The sequence below is a fragment of the Mycobacterium europaeum genome, assembly GCF_002102155.1.
GTDB lineage: Bacteria > Actinomycetota > Actinomycetes > Mycobacteriales > Mycobacteriaceae > Mycobacterium > Mycobacterium europaeum.
This window is the reverse complement of the sequence record NZ_LQOU01000021.1, coordinates 169,966-189,630: the sequence shown is the minus strand read 5'-3', so window position 1 is coordinate 189,630 and position 19,665 is coordinate 169,966. Positions and strand designations below refer to the sequence as shown.

Genomic DNA, 19,665 nt, shown 5'->3' with positions numbered 1-19,665 from the left:
TATGCCTAGTACGTCTGACCAGGCAAGACAGAACCACGTGGGCCTCCACCCCATTTCATACCGGGTACCAACGCCATGGAGTCGATCAACGCCCGCTACCGGCGCGCGATTCGCGCCCGCGGGCATTTCCCTACCGACCAAGCTGCCCTGAAATGCCTGTATCTCGTTACCCGATCACTAGATCCGACCGGGCGAGGTAGGGCACGATGGGCAATGAGGTGGAAGCCCGCACTCAACGCGTTCGCAATCACCTTCAACGGCCGGATCACCCCGACCGGCAACTAACAAATGCCAAGGTCGGATCCACCGTTAATCAGACAGCCCCGCAAACGGTCGGAGGGGTGCCTGCGGCCACGAAGGACGAGTCGAAAGCCGCCTGTGAAGCTCAGTTTTAGTCGTTGAGCCGGTAGACGGCGTGGGCGATGTAGGTGGTTTTGACGGCGCCGCCGGGGGTTGTTTCGATTTTCATGAGTGCGTGGATGCGGACGCGGTCGCCGACGGCCAGGCCCCGGGAGTTCCGTGAGGGGGCTGTTCGGATCGTGCGGGAGACGGGTAAGTCGATCGCCGCGGTGGCGCGGGACCTTGGGGTCCATGAGGGCACTCTGGGCAATTGGGTTGCCCGGGACCGTGAGGCCCGCGAGGGCCGCGGGGAGTTGACCCGCGACGACGTTGAGGAGCTCAAACGCCTGCGCAGCGAGAACGCTGAGCTGCGGATGGAGCGTGATGTCCTCAAGCGATCAGTGGTCCTGTGGGTGTTATCCCGACATCGGGATAACACCCACTATGCCGAGCACCGGATTATGCCGAGGACGCCGCTGAATCGTCTGCGCGGTAAGGGATCTGTGTCCATGCACTCGGCATAATCAAAGCGCCTCGAGGAACGCGAGCAGGGTGTCGGGGGGTCGGTATCGGCCCGGGGTCGCATGGACGGGGGTGGTGCGAGCGAGGGCGCGTTCTTTCAGGCGGAGATCTGCGTGCAGATAGATCTGGACCGTGTCTGTTTTCTCGTGGCCGAGCCAGAGCGCGATCACTGATGTGTCCACGCCTGCGCGCAATAGGGTCATGGCCGTCGAGTGGCGCAGGACGTGCGGGGTGATCGTTTTGGCATCGATGGAGGGGCAGCGCTGCCGCGCCGTGATCGCGTGGTTGGTGACGAGCAGCGCGACCGCGTCACGACTGAGCGGTCGACCGCGGCTGGTCGGGAACAACGGATCCTCGGGTCGGCCTCGTCGTTCGGCCAGCCAGCCCCGCAGCACCGCGACCGTCTCGGCAGTGAGCGGCGTGCAGCGCTGTTTACGTCCCTTGCCGACACAGCGCACGTGGGCCCCCGCTCCGAGATGGACGTCTCCGCAGCACAGCCCGGTCAACTCGGAGACCCGCAGCCCGGTCTGGACCGCGACCAGCAGCAGCGCGTGGTCGCGACGGCCTATCCACCGGCTGGTGTCCGGAGCGGCGAGTAGCGCGTCGATTTCCTGGTCGTTGAGGAAGGACACGACAGCACGGTTGCAGCGTTTGGGTGGGATGGCCAGCACCCGAGCGATGAGCGCGGCGTGCTCGGGGTGTTGCAGTGCGGCGAATCGGAATAGCGAGTGGATCGCGGCCAGGCGGGTGTTGCGGCTGCGCACGCTGTTGGCGCGCTGGTATTCGAGGTGGTCGAGGAACGCGCCGATCAGCGGGGCGTCGAGGTCCTCGATCTGCATTCGGGCCGGCGGTGTGCCGGTGCGCTCCGCGACGAAACCGAGCAGCAGCCGCAGTGTGTCGCGGTAGGAGGCGACGGTGTGTGGGCTGGCGTTCTTCTGCCGGGCGAGGCGTTCGGTGAAGAAGGCCTGCAGGGTCGGGGCGAGCGCGGTCATGAGGTCGCTCCGGCGTGGCGCTGCATCCGGTCGGCGGCGAGGGCGAGCAGTTCTGGCGCGGCCGAGAGGTACCAGTAGGTGTGCCGTGGGTCGGTGTGGCCGAGGTAGGTAGACAGCAGCGGCAGCCGTGCCTGCACGTCGGCATCATCGCGATACCAGTCGAGCAAAGTGTTTACCGCGAAGGTGTGTCTGTTATGGGGAATTCCCCATAACAGACATTATGCGGACGGCCGGGTTATGTGCCCTGCCATGGTGATTCGGCTGGTGGGGACGGTACCGGTGGTGGTTTCGTCTACATAATCCTGGCGGCTGTCGGAGTCAGCGTCCCAGTGTGTCGAGCCAGCCGATAAGGGAGGTGTCCGAGGTCCAGTCCGGCAATGCGTCGGGGGTGAGTGGCTCGTAGGCGTTTTCGATCGCTTTGCGTTTGGTTTCGGCGTCTGCGCGAGCGTAGATCTCGGTGGTGGATACGTCGGCGTGGCCGAGCAGGTCGCGGATGTAGATCAGGTTGACGCCGGCCTGGATCAGGTGCATCGCTTTGCTGCGCCGCAGGGTGTGTGGTGTGACCGGCAGTCCGAGGGCCCAGCTGGGATCGCGTTTGCGCACGGCTCGCACGTGGCGGGTCAGGAGCTTGGCGACGCCGGACCGAGTCATCCTGGAGTGGTTGGGTCCGTGGAACAGTGGGTCGGTGTCGGCGCCGAGGCCGGGGTGCGGGTCGCGGTGCTCGAGGTAGTCGGTGACGAGCCGGGCGGTGGGGCCCATCAGGGGCAGGTAGCGGATCTTGGATCCCTTGCCGCGGATCGTCACTGTCATCGAGTCGGAGCCGCGGATGTCGGCGACGTTGAGGTCGCAGAGCTCTTGGACGCGGGCGGCGGTGTCGTAGGCCAATGCGAGTAGAACGGTGTCCCGGATAGCGCGTGCACTGGCTGTGCCGGGCTGGGCGAGCAGTATCTTGATCTCGTCGCCGGTCAGGTGCCCCAGGTTGGGGGCCGGGGTGTTTTTGTGCCGGATCGCCAGGACTTGGGTGAGCTGGTCGAGGCGGTCGGGTTGTTCGATGGCGGTGTAGCGGCAAAACGACTTGATCACCGCGAGACGCTGGTTGCGGGTGGTTGTCGAGCAGCCCCGTTCGGCCTGCAGCCAGTTCAGGAACCGCAGGACCCGTGGCCGGTCGATGTCGGCCAGGCGCAGTTTCTCGGGCGGGATGTGTTCTGCGTCTTTGAACCAGGTCAGCAGCAGCTTCATCGCGTCCCGGTAGGAGGCCACGGTCGCCGGCGAGGCGGCGCGTTCGCCGGCCAGGTGATCGGTGAAGAACTTCGCCAGCCAGCGCCCGGCCAAATCCGGGGGCGGGGCAGGCCGCGGGCTCACGGCTGCTCCTCGGGTGGGGCGGGGATGACGTAGCCGAACCGGAGTTGGGCTTTGGCCATCACGTCGGGGTAGGCGTCGGCGGTCAACCTCAGGTAGTACTGGGTGCCGCGAAGGTCGGCGTGGCCCATGTAGCAGGCCAGGTAGGGCAGCATCACGGTCAGGTCCGCGTTATCTGCGGCCCAGCGCCGCAGGTTGGTCACGGCGAAGCCATGGCGCAGCGAGTGCGGGTGCGGTCCGCCGGTGAAGTGGGCGATGCCGGCGTCGGCCAGGTAGCTGCGGAACCGCACGTATATCGTCGCCTGGTTGATCGGCCTGCCCGCGGCCCTGCTGTAGAACACGTAGTCGCTGTGCTCGGGGGCTGGATGAGCAGCCGCGGTGTAGCCCTGCAAGGCAGCGGTGAGCCGACCGGTGATCGGAATCCTCCGGCCCGCACCGTTTTTCGTGTCGCGGATGTGTAGCGTCGCGGCGCTTGTGTCCACGTCCGACAACCGCAGGTGGAGCGCCTCGGAAACCCTCAGGCCGGCGCCGTACAACATCCGGAACAGGACCGGGTCGACCAGCGCCTTGTTCGAGTAGGCCGACATGGGCTGGGTGTCGATCGCGGCGAACAAGCGGCGCACCTCGTCGTCGGTGAGCACATACGGCGGCTGGTGGCGCACACGGACCCGAGTTGTCGCGGCTGGGATGTAGGCGTGCCAGCCGACGCCTTGGGCGTGCTCAACCAGTTGGCGCAGCGCCAACTGGTTGCGTCGGATCGTGGAGGACCGCAGGTGAGGGCCATAGAGGAACCCCTCGACCGCTTCTTTGGTGATCGACCCATCCGGGTAGCCCTCCCGCCGGCAGTGCTCGGTGAACTGGCGCAGCACCCGTTCCTGGATGTTGAACCGGTACCCGCCGGCGTGGCGAACAGCGACCAGATCGGCGACCAGGTCCGGCAGCGTCGTGTCAGGCACCGCGCTCACCCGCCCCGGCCCGTTCGAGGACGTCCTCGACGTCCAATGCGCAACACCGCAGCCGTTCGACGTCGAACCGAAGGTAGTAGGACTGGGTCGTATCACTTGAGGCGTGTCCCAATACCGCCGAGATCACCGGCATCGGCGCGCCGTTGCCGATCATGGCCACTGCCAGCGCGCCACGCAGGGAGTGCATCCCGCAGACCTGTCCGGGTGAGAACGCGATCCCGGCGCGGGCGGCGTGTCGCGAGAGCCGGGAGGCGACCGATGAGGCGGACCCGAACGTGTCGAACGGGTGGCGGTGTTTGACGAACACCTTCGGGCAGGCGGTGTCGGGGCGGCCGCCCCGGATGTAGTCGATGATCGCCCAGCCGACGTCGGCCAGCAGCGGCAGCCTCAACGGTCGGCCCGTCTTATGCTGAACGATCGTGATCTGCTTGGCCCGCCAGTCCAGGTCCCTCAACTCCATGTGACGCAGATCCGAAATCCGAAGCCCCAGCCGAGCGGTCGCCAGGATCATCGCGTAGTCACGTTTACCGGTGGCCGAGGCGCGGTCAATCACGGCCAGCACCCGCCGGATCTCGTCTGCGGTCCACAGATACGGCTCGGACTCGTGGCGGACATGCCGGTGCGGCGGCAGCCGATCCGCCAGACCCTGCGGTGTTTTGCCCGCAGCGGCCGAAAAGACCAAAAAGTCCGCCAGACACGACCTCATGGACGCAATCGTCTTGCGCCGCAAGCCACGTTGATGCACCAGGAAGCCCGACACGTCACGCACACCCAGCACCGCCAGGTTGTCGGCGCCCACCTCGTGCAGGTAGCCCAAGAACCGGCTGACCGCCTTGTCCTTGGCGATCAAAGTTGCCTCGGCATTACCGCGCCGATGACACGAAGCGAGGTAGTCATCCCTGAGCGCACGGAACTTCACCGGACAGCCGTCCGCGGGCGCAACGGCCGACCGATCAACCTCGACCGTCCGACCGGCCAGCGCCTCGGCCATCAACAGCACCGGCCGGCGGACCGCCGAGACATCCCTATCCCTGACCGACTGCCGCAACGACCCCAACCTGACCCCGGTCTGGTTGGTGATGAAGTCGATACACACCTGCTCGCTGGCCGTGTCCAGGCCGCGCCCGGCCAAAAAGACCGCGAACCGATCCAGTACGACCTGGTGGCGTCGGACGGTGCCCTCAGCCCTGCCAACCTCGCGCAACACCGCCAACACAGCGCCGACGGCGGCCCTGACATCTGCGTCTCCCATGAGAATCACCTCTGCATCCGGTAGTGCAATGAACAAAAAAGCGATTCTTCGCCGATACCGGCTGCGGCCGACGCCGCCGAAGGCCGGTCCACGGCGCCCTACCGGCCGGCTCGACACACTGGGACGCTGACTCCGACAGCCGCCAGGATTATGTAGACGAAACCACCACCGGTACCGTCCCCACCAGCCGAATCACCATGGCAGGGCACATAACCCGGCCGTCCGCATAATGCCGGGCGTCGTGAATGCGCGGGCGACATGCCGGGCAGTGTTGCCCGATCCCGTTCTCGCGCAACAGCGTTCGGAACGTCTGTGACACCGTGGTGGCCGCCAGTCGGGCACCGGTGGTGGACACCAACAACGCGCCCGTGCGCGGATGCGGACACAGCCGGTCCCGGCGCGCTGCGTAGGCGGTGAGCGCGGCCGTGGTGGAGGGGTGCAACGGCAGTTGTCGGGGCTTGTGGAATTTCGCCTCACGTATCGTCAACACGCCGGTGGCCGGGTCGAAATCGCCGCGGTCCAGACTCAGCGCCTCCCCGCGCCGCAGCCCCGTGGCGAACACCAGCCCGATGAATGTCTGCATCGTCGCGGCGGCCAGCGGTGAGCGCAGCCGCCCGGCCCCGGCCATCAAGGCGGCGACATCGGCGTCGGAATACAGATACGGCGTGGCGCGCCTGGTGCGGGTCGGCAGCACATCGACCGGCGGCACCTCGACGGCCGGATCGAAGGCCTGCACCCAGCGGGCGAAACAGCGCACCACGCTCAGCCGTTGCGCGTGCCAGGTTGAGGAGCTACCCGGCGGCATTGTGGCCCACTGCACCGCCAGCTCTGTCGTGATCGTGTCGGTATCGGCCGCATCGGCGAAGTCGACGAACTGCTCGAGCAGCAGCCCCGCGCCGGCGAGCTTGATAGCAGTAAAGAAAGTCCTCACGTGCGAGGTCAGGGCATGTGTCCCACGGTGGCCGGCGGTCTGGCCCGGCTCTGGTCGCCGCGCGAGAGGCGCAAACGCCGTTGGCCTGGCGGTGGCAGGCGCGAACACGGCCGGTGTTCTCACTGAGTGGTGGGCGCTGGTCTGGTGCTCGGCGGCGGACGCAGGGCGCAGTGGAGCGACCGGCGCGGACGGGAGCGCCAGCGGACGGAAGCGAAGGGAGCGCAGCGAAGCCCGGAAGGTAGCCGCCGAGCTGTCGCTTGTGCTCAACGTGTGGTGAGGAGTTCGATCAGGGTGTCGGCGTTGCGGCCGAGGTGGTCGAGGGCACTGCTGCCCTTGGCGGCGGTGGCCTGGGATGGTGAGCCGATGACGCCGGTGGGCGTGTAGGCGTGGATGCCGAGGCTGGTGAGGTAGCGGCGGTCGTTGGCTGTGTGGTCGCTGGTCTGCCAGCCGTCGCGCAGGTAGTCGGGATGGGTGGCGAGCAGGATGGAGGTCTCTAGTTCGCCGGCGTGCATGTCGTCGTGGTTGCTGCTGTGGATTCCTGCGGCGGTGCGGGCTTCGGTCCAGTCTTCGCGGCTGGGGTAGAGCCCAACCTTGACGGGGTTGTTGGGGTGGTTGGCTTGTTGGACGACGTTGGTGAGTACGGCGTTGCCGCCGTGGCCGTTGACGACGATCAGCCCGGCGATGTTCTGCTGTGCCAGCGATTCGATGATGTCAGCGACGATCGCGGCCAAGGTGGTGGCGCTGATGCTGATGGTGCCGGGGTAGGCGGCGTGTTCGTGGGAGCAGCTGAACGCGACCGGTGGTAGCTGAAATACGTTGTGGTGCTGATTGATTGCGGATGCGATGGCAGTGGCGATGAGGGTGTCGGTGCCCAGCGGAAGGTAGGGGCCGTGTTGTTCGAATGAGCCGACCGGCAGCACCGCGACCGTGTGGGTGGCCGCGGGGTCGGTGGTGGTGGTGGTGTCGGGGATGATTCGACGGCTCACGGGGTGACTCCTTGGGTGGCGTTTTTGATGCGGCCGGCGAGCTGTTGCAGGATCGGGTCTTTGTTTCGCCGTCGACGGTCTCGCACGATTGTGCCTGCCCTGGCCAGATGAATCCTGGCTCGCTGCGAGGGCGCGGCCAGGTAGCCCGGGATCGCTGCGGCGGTCAGTGCCAGTGCTTGCTGGTATTCGCCGGTGGCGATGTAGGCGTGCAGGAGTCGCATATCGGCCACGGTCTGATCGCGGTGCTGCTGTGATGTCCAGGCGTGATGGTGCCCGGCGAGCAGGGTTAGGGCTTTATCCGGGTCACCGATGCGCAGGTAGCCGGAGGCGATCTCGCTGGCGACGTAGGCGCCGTGGGCATAGATCGCATGATCATGCGGGTGGGGTTGCAGGTCACCGAGTTCGAGGGCTGCGGCGGCGTAGCGATGAAATCCCCGCTCATTGTGATTGGCCAGCTCGGCAAGGGCCTGTTGGCGGGCGATGCTGGCGGCCAGGCGACCCACGTCGTGGCCGTCGATGAGGTCGGCGGCATCGGTGGCCAAGGCGGTGGCCAGGTCGGGGTTGGTGCGGGTGAGAATGTTGGATTGGCGCATCAAGATCATGGCGTTGAATGGCGGGCCGGCCGTACGTAGGTGCAGGGCTGCGGTGTGGGTGAGCTTCTCCGCGGCGGCGTGATCTCCGAGGTCTTGGGCGATCCACCCGGCAACTTCGGCGATAGCCCCAGCGGCGCGCCGCATCTCTGCCTTGACCTGCGAGGGTGCGTGGGCAATCAGGGATTCGATGGTGACCAGATCGGATTCCACCAGGGGGCGGGCGTGTTGGGGGCCGAAGGTGTGCTCAGCTTGGATGTGGGCATGTTGCTGGGCCTCGATGACGGCGAGTACGTCACGGTCGACGGGTAGTTGTATCAGCAGCGGGTGCGGCAGCTCGGTGGCGATCGGCACGCTGAACATTTCGTCGGGTTCGACGCCGAACACCGCGGCCAGGTCTTCACGCCACAGCGGGCCGAGCATTCCGGTCCGCTCGATCTGGGCGATTTTTTGCCGCAGGGATTCCCGCGCGGGCAGGTCGGGGTCGCCGCGTAGCTTGCGCACGTTTTCGACCTCGATCGCCAACTCACGCAAGCTGTAGCCGTAGCGTTTGCGGGCTTGGCTGAGCCGCTGCGCATTGAGTGCCCGGATCGGGTCGACTGCGGCCATGGCTTCGATCATGCCGCATACATCAGCGCAGGTCAGCTACGTGTGCGCGTGTGCGGTCATCACCAGTATCACTGCCTGTCACTTCCGGGCGCATCCGGGATGGCGCTGTCCTTGAGTCGCGGCCGAACAGACCGCGCCAACACCGCAAGGAAGGACAGCAATCCATGAAGTTACGTATCGACACCACCGGGGTGACGTTCCTCTGTACTCGGATTCCCGAGCAGCGCACGAATTTCGACACCGGTGCACCGCGCGTGGACAAGGCCACCGGGCAGGCGTTGTGGCAGGTGCAGCTGATCGCCCTGGACGCCACCGGCGGTGAAGTGCTGGCGGTCACCGTGGTCGGGGAACCGAAAGTCGTTGTCGGCCAGCCGGTGTCTGTGACGGGTCTGGTGGCGTTGCCGTGGTCGCAAGACGGCCGCTCGGGCATCGCGTACCGCGCCGAAGCCATCACCGCCACCGACCTCGCCACCGTCAAGACGGGCCAGCAGGCCCGGTAACCGCAGGCCGGCCCGGCAGCCCCGCGACAGCGTGCGCCTATGGGCTGCCGGGCCGACGCTCCCGCCCCTTCTTTCCCCGTCGTAAGTGAAGGCAGACCGTCATGTCGAATAGTCCAAACCGTAAGAACCACAACAACAATCCATCACCCGATGATGACTGGATCGGCGAGCTGATCGTCGGACTACTCAAAGCCGCCGGGTATCTGCTGTGGTGGGCAATCCTGTTTCCCTCCCTGAGCATTCCCACCGTCGTCGCCATCTGGGTCGGTTTCAGTCACGGCGCCCGAGCCGGCGTTTTGACCGCCGTTGTGGAGGCCGTGGCATACCTCGGCTGGTGGGTGTGCCAGCCGGCCTCATTCACCCGGTGGGTCAGCGCTCCGCTGCGGCAGCGTTTCTGGGCGTGGTGGCGTTATCACCGCAACTGGGAATCGGTCTGCGCCCTGCACGGCCTGACCGCCAAACTGGGTGAACGCACGTTGGTGCCTGCCCTGCAATCGGTGCGGATCGGCCATCACGCCGACGTGCTGATCGTCAAGGTGGTGACCGGCCAGTCGATTGCCGACTGGCAGAAACGCGCCCTCGCACTGGCGGCGACCTGGGACGCGCAGCGGTTGACGATCCGCGCCACCACGCCGGGCCAGCTGCGGATCATCATCGGCCGCGGGGATGTGCTCGGCCAGCCGATCGCGGTGCCCATGCCAACCCCGGGTTCGGCGGTCGATCTGGGCGCGGTGCGGGTCGGGGTCACCGAATCGCGGCGCTGGTGGCACCTACCGGTGTTGGGCCAGCACATCCTGGCCGCCGGTGCCACCGGAGCCGGCAAAGGCTCGGTGTTGTGGTCGCTGATCGCCGGGCTGGCACCCCACGTTAAAACGGGGCGGGTGCGGTTGTGGGTGATCGACCCCAAAGGCGGCATGGAACTCGGTGCTGGCGCGCCGCTGTTCGCCCGGTTCTGCTACCACACCGGTCAGCCCACCGTGGAACTGCTGCGCGAGCTGGTGAAGCTGATGCAGACCCGCGCCACCCGGCTGCGCGGGCACACCCGCCTGCACACCCCCGCCCTCGCTGAGCCGTTGATCGTGCTGATCATTGATGAGATCGCCGCGCTGACCGCCTATGTCACCGACCGCAAACTCCGCGCCGAGACAGAACAACTCCTCGGCCTGCTGTTATCCCAAGGGCGTGCGGTCGGGATATCGGTGGTAGCCGCGGTGCAAGACCCGGCCAAAGACACCCTGCCGGTACGGCAGTTGTTCACCGTGCGGATCGGGCTGCGGATGACCGAGGCTACCCAAACCGCCATGGTCTTGGGCCAAGGAGCCCGCGATGCCGGCGCCGAATGCGACCTGATCGCTGATACCACCCCCGGCATCGGGTACGTGATGATCGATGGCACCGCCGACCCGATACGGGTCCGGGCCTTTCACGTCACCGATCGCGATATCACCTTGTTGGCCCGCACCTTTCGGGCACCGCGTTCAGGCGAACAGGGAAATCGGTGAAGACCGTAACGACGCAGAGCCCGGTGATCGTGCTGCCGGGCCTGCCGGCCACCATCGATGCCGATGCGGTGGTCACCCAGATGTGCCGGCGCGCCTCCTCACCCGGTTTCGGGTCGTGGTGGCGGCGAGTGGAATCGGTCGGTTACTGCGCCCACCCGATCCAGCTGCTCGGTGTCGACACCGCCGGGCGTCAGCACACGGTGTGGACGCGCTGCAACAACCGCCGTCACGCGGTGTGCCCGTCATGCTCAGACCTCTACGCCCGCGACACCTGGCAACTCGTGCACGCCGGAGCCGCCGGCGGCCACCACGACATACCCGTCGAGGTCGCCAACCGTCCGCAAGTGTTCACCACCTTGACCGCCCCCAGCTACGGGGCCGTGCACAACGCCACCGGAACTCCGTGTCACGCCATACCCAACAGGTCGGCGGGCCGCTGCCGGCACGGAAACTGCCTGCGCTGCACCATAATCCACAGTGTCGATGACCCTCTGGTGGGCCAACCATTGTGCGCGGACTGCTACGACTATCTGGGACATATCTTGTTCACCTGGCATCTGCCCGAGCTGTGGCGGCGGTTCACCATCGCACTACGGCGCGCCGTGGCGACGCACCTGAAAACAGTTGGCGTCAAGCCCGGCTCGGTGCGGGTCAGCTTCGTCAAAGTCGTTGAATTGCAAGCCCGCGCCATACCCCACATCCATGCCCTGATCCGCCTCGACCCGCCACCCGCCACCAACGACACCACGAAATCAGGTGACCACGATCGTCACGGCCCCGCCGCCCCGCGGGGTGGCAGGTTGTCTCGTCCGGTAGCCGAGCAGCATCCCGGCTGGTCGTCAGCGATCACCGCCGCCGAGCTGGCCGCCTTGATCCAACACGCTGCCAGTCGCGTCAGTATCGACGTGCCCGCCGGCGACGACGATTACGCCAACCCGGGCGGGGTGCGCACGGTGCGGTTCGGCACCCAAATTGATACCCAACCATTGACACCCGAACCAATAACCGCAAGCGATTCCGAAGTCGACGACACCGCAGTCGCTTCGGCCTCGCGGTTGTCGCCGCGCAGGGTTGCGGCATATCTGGCGAAATACGTCACCAAATCCCTGCACGACTTCGGCATCACCGCGCGCCGGCTGTCCGCAGAAGCGATCGGCGAACTCGACGTTACTGAACATGTGCGGGCCATCCTGTCCACCATCGCCGGACTCGCCGAACACCCAGCGTCCGCGGGTCCGTCGTTGGCGGGGATTGGGCGCTGGCTGCACACCCTGGGCTACCGCGGCCACATCACTACCAAATCGCGGCGCTATTCGACCACCATGGGTGCCCTGCGCGCCGCCCGCGCCACCTGGACCCGTAACCAGATAGCCAAACATTCAGGGCGACAGGACGATACGCAATCCGCCCATTTCGCTGACGACGTGACGGCGAGCACCGGCAGGCAGCAGCAACCGATCGACACCGATGAGATGCTGTGGGAGTTCGACCGCGCCGGACACGCCAGCGCCGGTGACCGCGTCCTGGTCATCTCCGCAGCCCTGCGCCACATCAGCGCCCGCATCACCGGTATCACCGAATCCCGGACTGTCTCCACCCGCATCTCGCCGCCACCACGCGGGGCAGGGTGATGGCCACGACGCCCGCGGGCGGCGCCGCCAACAACCACGATGCCGGCGCGGTCCCGCTGCACGAGCGCCCGGAGTTCATAGCCTGGCTGACCGCCTCATGTGAACGCCAAGCCCTATCCGTCACCGTCACCGACCCCACCACCCTGGCTGCCATCGCAACCCTCCTGCGCTGAGCACGCAAAGGCACCGTACCGTCACCGGCCAACCGGATAGACGACGAAAGTTATTTCAACACAACCCTTCCCGGCGATAAGAGCATTCCTGGTGTCTGGGCTGGTGGGCCGTCCAGGCTCGAAGCTGGCTTCGACCGCGTGCGGCTTTGGCCTTGACGGCCCACCAGCCCAGACACACACTCGGCACTCGCCAGGGAGCATCCGCGACGCCGAAAACCTAGATGCGCCAATGGGGTTGCACGCGGTTAATGTCGAGACTGCGGGAACCGGGGGTGCCCGGTGCGATCACCGCGTGATCCAGGATCGATTTGACGATGCTCCGCTGGCGTTCCACGTCGAGGTCCGGCCATTGGCCGCGCAACGCCCCGCCGGTGCCCGCCAACTCATAAACCTCACTGGTATCGGTGGCCTCAGCGATGTCACGCCTGGCCTGCTGGATGCGGCTGGTGATCGGGTCGCGGGCCGCGATCCACTCCCGCGCGCTGATCGCGCCGTCGGCATACAAACCGGCCAGCTCATCGAGGCGCGTTTGATCGGCCTCCACGGCCGCCGCCAACGCAGCCACATCATGATTAGGGCTGGCTTTGCCGGCCAACACCTTCGCCAGATCCCGAGAATCCAGGCGGGTCAACACCGCATCAGTCAACAAAGCCTCAACCGGTTCGGCGACCACCGTCAGCCGACCACAGCCGCCATGATCGGGTCCTTTCAGACAAACATAGCGGCGCACCCGATGATCGGGATTACTGTGCCGGGCTTGCGAATACAGCCGATTACCGCAACGCCCACACCGCAGCATCCCTGACAACACATATGTGCGCGCCGCCCGCGTCTTGGTCACCGACCGCGCCGCGATACGCGCCAAGATCCGGTCCCGCTCCGCCGGCGTAATGATCGCCGGCCATTTCGCAGGCCCGATCACCTCACCACGATGCTCCCGCAGCCCGGCGATACGGCCCGAGCACAGGATCTGGCGCACCGCCGAGGTCTGCCACGACTTGGCCACCGCCGGGGAAACGCCGGAGTCGTTGAGCCACACCGTCAACGACAACAACGACTGGCCCGCCAAGTAGCGGTCCACCATCTCACGCACCACCGCCGCCTCCGACGTCCGCAGCGTGATCTTGTCGTCCTCGTAGCCGAACGGGCGCACCGAGCCGTGCGGTAGTCCCTGTTCGGCGTTCTGCAACATCTTGCGGCGAATACGTGCGGACTTGCGCCCGGACTCCTTGGCGGCGAACGCGGCGAAAATCCGGGCCATGAACAACCCGTCATCGTTACCCAGGTCAATATCGGCGGTCACGGTAGCCACGTCTCGCACACCCACCGACTCACACAAAGCGACAAACTCTTCCAACTCCACCGGTCGGCGATGCAACCGGTCCAAGTTGTAGACGATCACCGCATCCCGCGCCCCTGATGCCAGATCGGCCAGCATCCGCGCATACTGCCGACGCGGCTTGCCCGAGAACGCCGACACATCGTTATCGACATACTCATCGCCAACCGGCCAACCGCGGTCAGCAGACAGCTTGCGGCAATCCTCCAACTGCCGCGCCACCCCCAACCCGGTGCCCTCCACATCAGCCGAGATACGCGCGTAAATCGCCGCCGACCGCACCCCAGCCCGCTGACCAGCGGATTTCATCTTCGCCATGGGGGTATATTAGCAGCATCTAACCTTCGCCAGGACCGCCTGCCCTTCGAGTGTCACCTTCAGGTCGCAGACCTTCAGGACTGGTTCGCCATCATCCGACATCGGCGCGACCAAGGCAGGGCCTGGCGAAAAGGTCTGGCGCACATCCAGGCGAGCGGCCGCGCGGCAAGGACTGCGGAGCCGAGATCGTGTTCACGAAGCGCAGGGCCGGACTTACTTCTCCTGTGCCATTTGTTTCATCTGCTTGTCGCAGCAGATCTCCGCATGCTCCATCTCGGGCGAGCATGGGCATGGCTTTTCGTAAACCAGCACCGCTCCACACTGGTCGCACTCGTATCGTTCTCCGACGCTTCGCGGCATGCGACCCCCTTTGGTGTCGACTTTCGTCCTGTCGGGTTCGGCGGGTCGTCGTTGCGGCGAGGGCAAAACCCGCCACGTGGGCAGCTTACGCCTGCGCAGTGTCTTCGCACTGGGTTCTCGCTCATGCACCGCGCCACGAGTTCATGGCGATTGTCGTGGAGGCAAACACCCCTGTTCTCGGTCTTCACCGTAGATCGGTGCGGGGCCCAGGAGGCGTGTCGATGGTGAGGACCTGCACGGCGCCCAGCCAGGGTGCGGCGTGCCCGAGCAGTGTGGCCAACGGCTCGAGGTGGTGCAGGAACTTGGGGTGCGCCGCGGTGAACAGCCGGCCGCGCACCCGCGCCGCGCCGTGGCGGCGGCCTAGGCGCCGCAGCTGGCGGCGGGTCAGGTAGGTGGCCGTCGAGAAGGGGGGTCGGTGGGTGGGCCGGTCAAGCAGGCCCCACAGGCTGGTGGGGTTGAGGGCAAGGGCGATGATGCGGCTGCCGGGGCCGGTGATGCGTGCCAGTTCGGCCAGCACGGCGGCCGCATCGGCGAATTCCAGTGTGGCGATGGTGATTGCGGCGTCAGCGATGGCGTCCGGCAGCGGCAGTCGGCGTGCATCGGCGCGCACGAGTCGACCAGGGGCGCGGCCGGCAGCGACCGTGAACATCCCCGCCGATAGGTCGACCCCCAGCACGCGTGAACCTTCAGCAGCCAGGTGGGCGACGAGTCGGCCCGTGCCGCATCCGACTTCGATCGCGATCTGGTCCCGGCATCGGGGGAGGGCATCGTCGACCGCGGCCAATTCCACCGCCCACGCGTGGGCTCCCCAGGGCGTGTCGAACCACGTGTCATAAGCCCGCGCCTGAACTGCCGTCAGCTCCTGCATCGCGGGGTGGACTCCTCCGTTGTTGCCGCTTGAGACCACACGCCATCAGCGAGTGTGCACGATCTGTCAATCCGTCGCGAAAGCTTCACAGGTTCGAATCCTGTACCTGCCACCACAAGCTCGCGGCTGCCAGTCACCAGGTGACCGGAACGGCCGCGACACCGCCGTCGATGCGGTCGGTGATGATCTCGAGATCCTCGACGTCGACGGCCAGGCGTATGTCCGGGAACCGCTGGAACAGCGACCTGACCATCATCCGCAGCTCGATGCGCGCGAGGTTCTGCCCGATGCAGTAATGCGGCCCATGACCGAAGGCGATATGGCTGTTGGGCGTTCGGTCGGGGTTGAACACGTCGGGGTCGTCGAACACGGACGGGTCACGGTTGGCCGCGCCTTCGGAGACGATCACCAGATCCCCGTGGCCGACGGTCACACCGCCGATCTCGACGTCCTCGAGCGCGTACCGCGGCCGGCCCGTGTGGTGGGGCGAGGTCATCCGCAGGATTTCCTCGACGGTCTTGTCCAACCGTGCGGCGACGTCGGCCAAAAGCCAATCGCGCCGGCTCGGCTCAGTCAACAAGTAGAGCACGGCGAAATCCATTCGGGCCACGACGGTCTCATGACCTGGAGAGACCAGACCCATCGCGAAGTAATTCAGGTCGGAATCGGAGAACTGATGGGGATCGGCGTCCTGAGCGGCCAACAGATACGAGAAGATGTCTTCGCCCCGGGCGTGCCGCTTGAGCGCGAGCAAGCGTGCCACGCATTGCCTGAGTTCGGCGATCGCGGCCATCTTGTCGGCCGGATCGGCGGTGCTGCCCAGGCGGCAAGACAGACCGATCACGTAGTCGCGGTCGGCATCGGGTACCCCGAGCAGGGCGCAGATCACCTGGCCCGGCAGTCGGAATCCCACCAGGTCATGAAAGTTCACGGTGTGGTCGGGGTTTCGGTCGTGCGCGGCGGCCATCTCGTCGAAGCAGCCGTCGATCAACTCCTGGATCTGGCCACTCAAGAGCTTGAGCCGCTTCGGCGCAAACCACGGCAACATCAGCTTGCGCAATCTGGCTATTTGACCTTCGTAGTTCGTGATCGTTCTCGCCATTTCGCGTTCGAAGGCGTTGTCTCCCAAGAACTCTGGATCCAGAGGGGCATGAACACCGAATCGCGTCGCGTCGGCGAATATCTCCCGGGCCTCGTGGTAGGCAGTCACCAGCCACGCCGGCTGACCCGTCGGCGTCAAAACCCTGGTGAGCGGCGCGTCGCGGCGAAGCGCATGGTATTGCGGCGCGAGGGCCAAGACGTTAGGGCGCGGCAACGGCAGTTGGACTGCGGGGCAGTCGGTACCGGCCATCGCTACCGGCTCAAGCGTTGCGGAGACGCTTTCGGTTCGTCGGCGAATCTGGCGTCGCGTCCCGCGCCCGCCGACACCGTCGCGGCCTCGCCGCGGGCGAGGCCCACCGTCGCGACGATCACCAACACCGTCGCCACCGCCAGCACCACCCAGTCGAAGCCGTGGGTGTCCAGCGTCTCGCCCAGCACGGTGATCCCGAGCACCGCGCCCACGATGGGCTTGGCGGCGATGATCGTCGGCAACGACGCGGTCAGCGCGCCGGCGCGGTAGGCCGATTGGTGGAAGATCATGCCGGCCACCCCGCAGAACACCCAGCCGTACAGTTCGGGTCTGGTCCACAGCTGTTCGGGGTTGTGTTCGAGGATGTCGACGACGCCCTTCATCAGCACCGCGAACGCGGCCAGCAACGAGCCGGCAACCGCCGCGAGCAATACGGCCGCCACCGGGCGGTCCGACCAGATCCGGGCGCCCAACAGTCCCAACAACAGCGGCGGGGCCATCACCAGGGCCACCACCAGCCAGGTCTGCGCCGGCGCGCGCTCCTGATCGCCCAGCGGCTGGCCGACCGCGATGACGACCGCCAACGCCACGGTCAGCAGCACCGCCCACGTCCACTCGCCGCGGGTGACCGGATGGCGGCTCATCCGCGCGTAGAGCGGCAGGGCAAACAGCAGCGCGGTCACCTGCAGCGACATCACCAACAGCACCGAGCCCTTGTCGAGGGCCGCGGCCAGCAGGCAGTAGCTGGCGATGTCTCCGAGACCACCCATCCACCAACGGGTATCGCGCAACAGCATGCCGAACAGCGCCAGATGCCCGACGGGTTTGTCGGTGACCTCCTGCGCGGAGCGCTGGCGCACCACGTTGCCGATCGCCGACGCCAGCGCGGCGCACAAGGCCAGAATCGCCGCCAGATCAGCCCTTGACATGCCACCAATCTAGTCGGGCTACGGAAAACCGCCCGCCGAGAGCGGGAACGCGGTGGCGGTGAGCTGCTCGGAAAGCTCCCACAGCGCCGCGGCGGTGCCCGCCCGCTTGGCGGGCCAGTTGCGCCAGGTCGGTTGCGTGCGGCCGTACAGACCGAAGCGCGGGCCGACGAAGGTGTCGCCCGGCAGGTCCTGCGACGCCGCGTACAGCGTCTGCCGTGCCCCGAAGTCGGCGTCGGTGGACACGATGCGGTCGACGGCCAGGACCGCCGCGTCGCCCCATTTGCGGCCGGAGTTGCCCTGCAGGTTGGTGTGCGACCAGCCGGGATGGGCGGCCAGCGCGCGCAGGGGAGAACCGGCGGCCTCCAGTCGCCGCTGCAGCTCGCTGGTGAACAGCAGGTTGGCCAGCTTGGACTGGCTGTAGGCCAGCCACGCCGAGTACGGGCGGGATCGCCAGTTCAGGTCGCGCAGGCTGATGTAGCCGAAGTGGTGCATCAGCGACGACACCGTCACCACCCGGTCGGTGAGCTTGGGCAGCAGCAGGTTGGTCAACGCGAAGTGCCCGAGGTGGTTGGTGCCGATCTGGCCCTCGAAGCCGTCGGCGGTCACCGCGTGCTTGGTGGCCATGATGCCGGCGTTGTTGACCAGCACGTCGACCGTGCCCAGCTCGTCGGCGAAGCGCCGCACCGAGCCCAGGTCCTGCAGGTCGAGCTGGCGCACCTCGACGTCGCCGGTCATCCGCTCCGCGGCGGCCTTGCCCTTCTCGGTGTTGCGCACCGCCAACACGACGCGGGCACCCACCCGGGCGAGCTGGCGGGCGGTGACCTCCCCCAGGCCGGCGTTGGCCCCGGTGATCACCACGGTGCGTCCGGCGAACGAAGGCAGCTGCGCTGCGGTCCAACCAGGCATGCAGCCCACCCTAACCAGGTGATCCCGCCCATCCGAACGCCGCAGGTATCGTGCGTGGGATGGCCGACGGAACCTCACCTGGACGCCGGCGGATGTATCTGGGGGTCATCGTCAACCCGCTCGCGCGGCGGAACCGACGCGGGCGGGGCGACCGCGTCGCCGAGTTGCGCCGCATCGTCGGGCCGTGGGGCGAGGTCCACGAGACCGCGTCGATCGAGGAGCTCGGCAAGACGCTGGACCGGATCCATCCGCGGGTCACCCACCTCGTGGGTGACGGCGGTGACGGCGCGCTGCACTGGTTGATCAACGAGATCGAGCGCTGCGAGAGCGACCCGGCACGCTGGCCCGCCTTCGTGCCCACCAACGGGGGCAGCGTCAACGCCGTCGCCCGCAAGGCGCGGGTGCGTGGGCGGCCCGACGCCGTCATCCGCGAGTTGGCCGCCGCCGCGGCGGCCGACCGGCCGCCACCCGAGATACGCCTGGACACCTTGCGACTCGACGGCGAAACCGCGGACGGCGCCGCGTTCCACCGCCTGTGCTTCGGGCTGGCGGCCGGGGGTGTCGGTAATCGGTTCTACGACATGTATTACGGCAAGCCCGACCACGGCCGCGGCGAAGTCGCGAAGGTGATCGGCCGCTCGTTCCGCGACTACCTCGCCACCAAGGTCGGCCGCTCGCAGGCCTCCAACTACGCGTCCGTGCTGTTCGCCCCGACGCGCGCGCGCGTCGTCATCGACGGCGAGGAGGTGCCGACGAGGACGCACCGCCTGCTGCATGCCGGCGCCATCGACCTGCGGATCGGCGGGCCGTTTCGGCTTTTCCCGAAGGCCGAAAGCCCCGGTGCCCTGCACTTCCAGGCCGGCGAGGTCAGACCGTCGAGGATCGTCACGCAGCTTCCCGCGGCGCTCACCAACGGCACGGTCCACGGCCGTCGCGTACGCGACGTCAACGGCCGCGAGATGGTCATCGAAGCCGAAGGCGAGCCGCTGTCGCCGATCATCGACGGCGAACGATACGTCGGCATCACCAGACTGGTGGCCCGCGCCGGCCCGCTCATCCGCGTCGCCCGGACCGGCTGACTCCGTATCTCAGTAGATCAGCACCCACCGCCGGGCTGTGCCGTGGCGGACATCACTTTCACGCCGGAATCAGAGGCGCCGATTACGCACCCGCTGGGGCCCGCGAATGTCGTTTGCGGTGGCAATACGAAATGAACCCAAATTCCGCGTCGTTAGCGAAAAGG

19 protein-coding genes and 1 pseudogene are annotated in these 19,665 nt (G+C 66.8%); 7 read left to right on the top strand and 13 right to left on the bottom strand.

The genetic code is table 11. The annotated features are described in order from the left end of the window. Positions 1–57: 57 nt before the first annotated feature. Positions 58–285: pseudogene (locus AWC03_RS11640) on the top strand (transposase); the annotation flags it as partial. A 182-nt stretch (positions 286–467) separates the two neighbouring features. Continuing rightward, positions 468–863, top strand: coding sequence for a transposase (locus tag AWC03_RS28315; RefSeq protein WP_420845666.1), 396 nt, complete (start codon positions 468–470; stop codon positions 861–863). Here the strand turns inward: AWC03_RS28315 and AWC03_RS11630 are convergent, their stop codons facing one another. The 8 genes from AWC03_RS11630 to AWC03_RS11595 all read right to left on the bottom strand — a co-directional run bounded on the left by AWC03_RS11630 (position 864) and on the right by AWC03_RS11595 (position 8,545). Continuing rightward, positions 864–1,853: a tyrosine-type recombinase/integrase gene (locus AWC03_RS11630; RefSeq protein WP_042909774.1), complete on the bottom strand. Its 990-nt coding sequence runs from the start codon at positions 1,851–1,853 to the stop codon at positions 864–866. After that, entirely contained in the window at positions 1,850–2,020 is a 171-nt protein-coding gene (locus AWC03_RS11625; RefSeq protein WP_249025862.1) for a hypothetical protein, read from the bottom strand. The genes AWC03_RS11630 and AWC03_RS11625 overlap by 4 nt, the downstream gene beginning before the upstream one ends. A 151-nt stretch (positions 2,021–2,171) precedes the next feature. After that, positions 2,172–3,215: a tyrosine-type recombinase/integrase gene (locus AWC03_RS11620; protein WP_085240603.1), complete on the bottom strand. Its 1,044-nt coding sequence runs from the start codon at positions 3,213–3,215 to the stop codon at positions 2,172–2,174. Further along, complete coding sequence (locus AWC03_RS11615; RefSeq protein ID WP_158089965.1) at positions 3,212–4,168, bottom strand: tyrosine-type recombinase/integrase; 957 nt, start codon at positions 4,166–4,168, stop codon at positions 3,212–3,214. Before AWC03_RS11615 ends, AWC03_RS11620 begins: the two co-directional genes overlap by 4 nt. Further along, complete coding sequence (locus AWC03_RS11610) at positions 4,161–5,429, bottom strand: site-specific integrase (protein WP_085240601.1); 1,269 nt, start codon at positions 5,427–5,429, stop codon at positions 4,161–4,163. The genes AWC03_RS11615 and AWC03_RS11610 overlap by 8 nt, the downstream gene beginning before the upstream one ends. Positions 5,430–5,577: 148 nt before the next feature. Beyond that, positions 5,578–6,360 (bottom strand): tyrosine-type recombinase/integrase, encoded by a 783-nt coding sequence (locus tag AWC03_RS11605; protein ID WP_085240600.1) that lies wholly within the window; start codon positions 6,358–6,360, stop codon positions 5,578–5,580. Between the two features lie 263 nt (positions 6,361–6,623). Next, positions 6,624–7,346, bottom strand: a complete 723-nt coding sequence (locus AWC03_RS11600; RefSeq protein ID WP_042791982.1) for a creatininase family protein — start codon at positions 7,344–7,346, stop codon at positions 6,624–6,626. Beyond that, entirely contained in the window at positions 7,343–8,545 is a 1,203-nt protein-coding gene (locus AWC03_RS11595) for a hypothetical protein (protein WP_085240630.1), read from the bottom strand. Before AWC03_RS11595 ends, AWC03_RS11600 begins: the two co-directional genes overlap by 4 nt. Before the next feature lie 164 nt (positions 8,546–8,709). Here AWC03_RS11595 and AWC03_RS11590 point away from each other — a divergent pair, with 164 nt between their 5' ends. The 4 genes from AWC03_RS11590 (at position 8,710) to AWC03_RS27450 (ending at position 12,351) form a co-directional block, all read left to right on the top strand. After that, positions 8,710–9,045 carry an SCO3933 family regulatory protein gene (locus tag AWC03_RS11590; protein ID WP_024637274.1) on the top strand — a complete coding sequence of 112 codons (336 nt, stop codon included), beginning with the start codon at positions 8,710–8,712 and terminating at the stop codon, positions 9,043–9,045. 101 nt (positions 9,046–9,146) lie between these two features. Then, complete coding sequence (locus AWC03_RS11585) at positions 9,147–10,547, top strand: FtsK/SpoIIIE domain-containing protein (RefSeq protein ID WP_042909775.1); 1,401 nt, start codon at positions 9,147–9,149, stop codon at positions 10,545–10,547. A gap of 80 nt (positions 10,548–10,627) precedes the next feature. After that, positions 10,628–12,178 carry a replication initiator gene (locus tag AWC03_RS11580; RefSeq protein WP_232069101.1) on the top strand — a complete coding sequence of 517 codons (1,551 nt, stop codon included), beginning with the start codon at positions 10,628–10,630 and terminating at the stop codon, positions 12,176–12,178. Further along, positions 12,178–12,351 (top strand): hypothetical protein, encoded by a 174-nt coding sequence (locus tag AWC03_RS27450; protein WP_165576417.1) that lies wholly within the window; start codon positions 12,178–12,180, stop codon positions 12,349–12,351. Before AWC03_RS11580 ends, AWC03_RS27450 begins: the two co-directional genes overlap by 1 nt. Before the next feature lie 217 nt (positions 12,352–12,568). Here the strand turns inward: AWC03_RS27450 and AWC03_RS11575 are convergent, their stop codons facing one another. From AWC03_RS11575 to AWC03_RS11555, 5 genes are all read right to left on the bottom strand, one after another. Continuing rightward, positions 12,569–14,008 (bottom strand): recombinase family protein, encoded by a 1,440-nt coding sequence (locus AWC03_RS11575; protein WP_024637089.1) that lies wholly within the window; start codon positions 14,006–14,008, stop codon positions 12,569–12,571. Between the two features lie 544 nt (positions 14,009–14,552). Continuing rightward, on the bottom strand, positions 14,553–15,236 hold the full coding sequence (locus tag AWC03_RS11570) for a class I SAM-dependent methyltransferase (RefSeq protein ID WP_085240629.1): 684 nt from the start codon (positions 15,234–15,236) through the stop codon (positions 14,553–14,555). Between the two features lie 133 nt (positions 15,237–15,369). Then, on the bottom strand, positions 15,370–16,296 hold the full coding sequence (locus AWC03_RS11565; RefSeq protein ID WP_158089964.1) for a cytochrome P450: 927 nt from the start codon (positions 16,294–16,296) through the stop codon (positions 15,370–15,372). A gap of 293 nt (positions 16,297–16,589) precedes the next feature. Beyond that, positions 16,590–17,516: a DMT family transporter gene (locus AWC03_RS11560; RefSeq protein WP_085240598.1), complete on the bottom strand. Its 927-nt coding sequence runs from the start codon at positions 17,514–17,516 to the stop codon at positions 16,590–16,592. Between the two features lie 18 nt (positions 17,517–17,534). Further along, complete coding sequence (locus tag AWC03_RS11555) at positions 17,535–18,422, bottom strand: oxidoreductase (RefSeq protein ID WP_085240597.1); 888 nt, start codon at positions 18,420–18,422, stop codon at positions 17,535–17,537. A 92-nt stretch (positions 18,423–18,514) separates the two neighbouring features. Here AWC03_RS11555 and AWC03_RS11550 point away from each other — a divergent pair, with 92 nt between their 5' ends. After that, positions 18,515–19,501 carry a diacylglycerol kinase family protein gene (locus AWC03_RS11550; RefSeq protein WP_085240596.1) on the top strand — a complete coding sequence of 329 codons (987 nt, stop codon included), beginning with the start codon at positions 18,515–18,517 and terminating at the stop codon, positions 19,499–19,501. The last annotated feature ends 164 nt before the right edge of the window (positions 19,502–19,665 follow it).

Excerpts from the sequence above, each read along its gene's own strand:
- AWC03_RS11555 (WP_085240597.1), bottom strand. The coding sequence starts at position 18,422 with ATGCCTGGTTGGACCGCAGCGCAGCTGCCTTCGTTCGCCGGACGCACC.
- AWC03_RS11610 (WP_085240601.1), bottom strand. The coding sequence starts at position 5,429 with ATGGGAGACGCAGATGTCAGGGCCGCCGTCGGCGCTGTGTTGGCGGTG.
- AWC03_RS11590 (WP_024637274.1), top strand. The coding sequence starts at position 8,710 with ATGAAGTTACGTATCGACACCACCGGGGTGACGTTCCTCTGTACTCGG.
- AWC03_RS11580 (WP_232069101.1), top strand. The coding sequence starts at position 10,628 with ATGTGCCGGCGCGCCTCCTCACCCGGTTTCGGGTCGTGGTGGCGGCGA.
- AWC03_RS11570 (WP_085240629.1), bottom strand. The coding sequence starts at position 15,236 with ATGCAGGAGCTGACGGCAGTTCAGGCGCGGGCTTATGACACGTGGTTC.
- AWC03_RS11550 (WP_085240596.1), top strand. The coding sequence starts at position 18,515 with ATGTATCTGGGGGTCATCGTCAACCCGCTCGCGCGGCGGAACCGACGC.
- AWC03_RS11585 (WP_042909775.1), top strand. The coding sequence starts at position 9,147 with ATGTCGAATAGTCCAAACCGTAAGAACCACAACAACAATCCATCACCC.
- AWC03_RS11560 (WP_085240598.1), bottom strand. The coding sequence starts at position 17,516 with ATGTCAAGGGCTGATCTGGCGGCGATTCTGGCCTTGTGCGCCGCGCTG.
- AWC03_RS11595 (WP_085240630.1), bottom strand. The coding sequence starts at position 8,545 with ATGGCCGCAGTCGACCCGATCCGGGCACTCAATGCGCAGCGGCTCAGC.
- AWC03_RS28315 (WP_420845666.1), top strand. The coding sequence starts at position 468 with ATGAGTGCGTGGATGCGGACGCGGTCGCCGACGGCCAGGCCCCGGGAG.
- AWC03_RS27450 (WP_165576417.1), top strand. The coding sequence starts at position 12,178 with ATGGCCACGACGCCCGCGGGCGGCGCCGCCAACAACCACGATGCCGGC.
- AWC03_RS11630 (WP_042909774.1), bottom strand. The coding sequence starts at position 1,853 with ATGACCGCGCTCGCCCCGACCCTGCAGGCCTTCTTCACCGAACGCCTC.
- AWC03_RS11575 (WP_024637089.1), bottom strand. The coding sequence starts at position 14,008 with ATGGCGAAGATGAAATCCGCTGGTCAGCGGGCTGGGGTGCGGTCGGCG.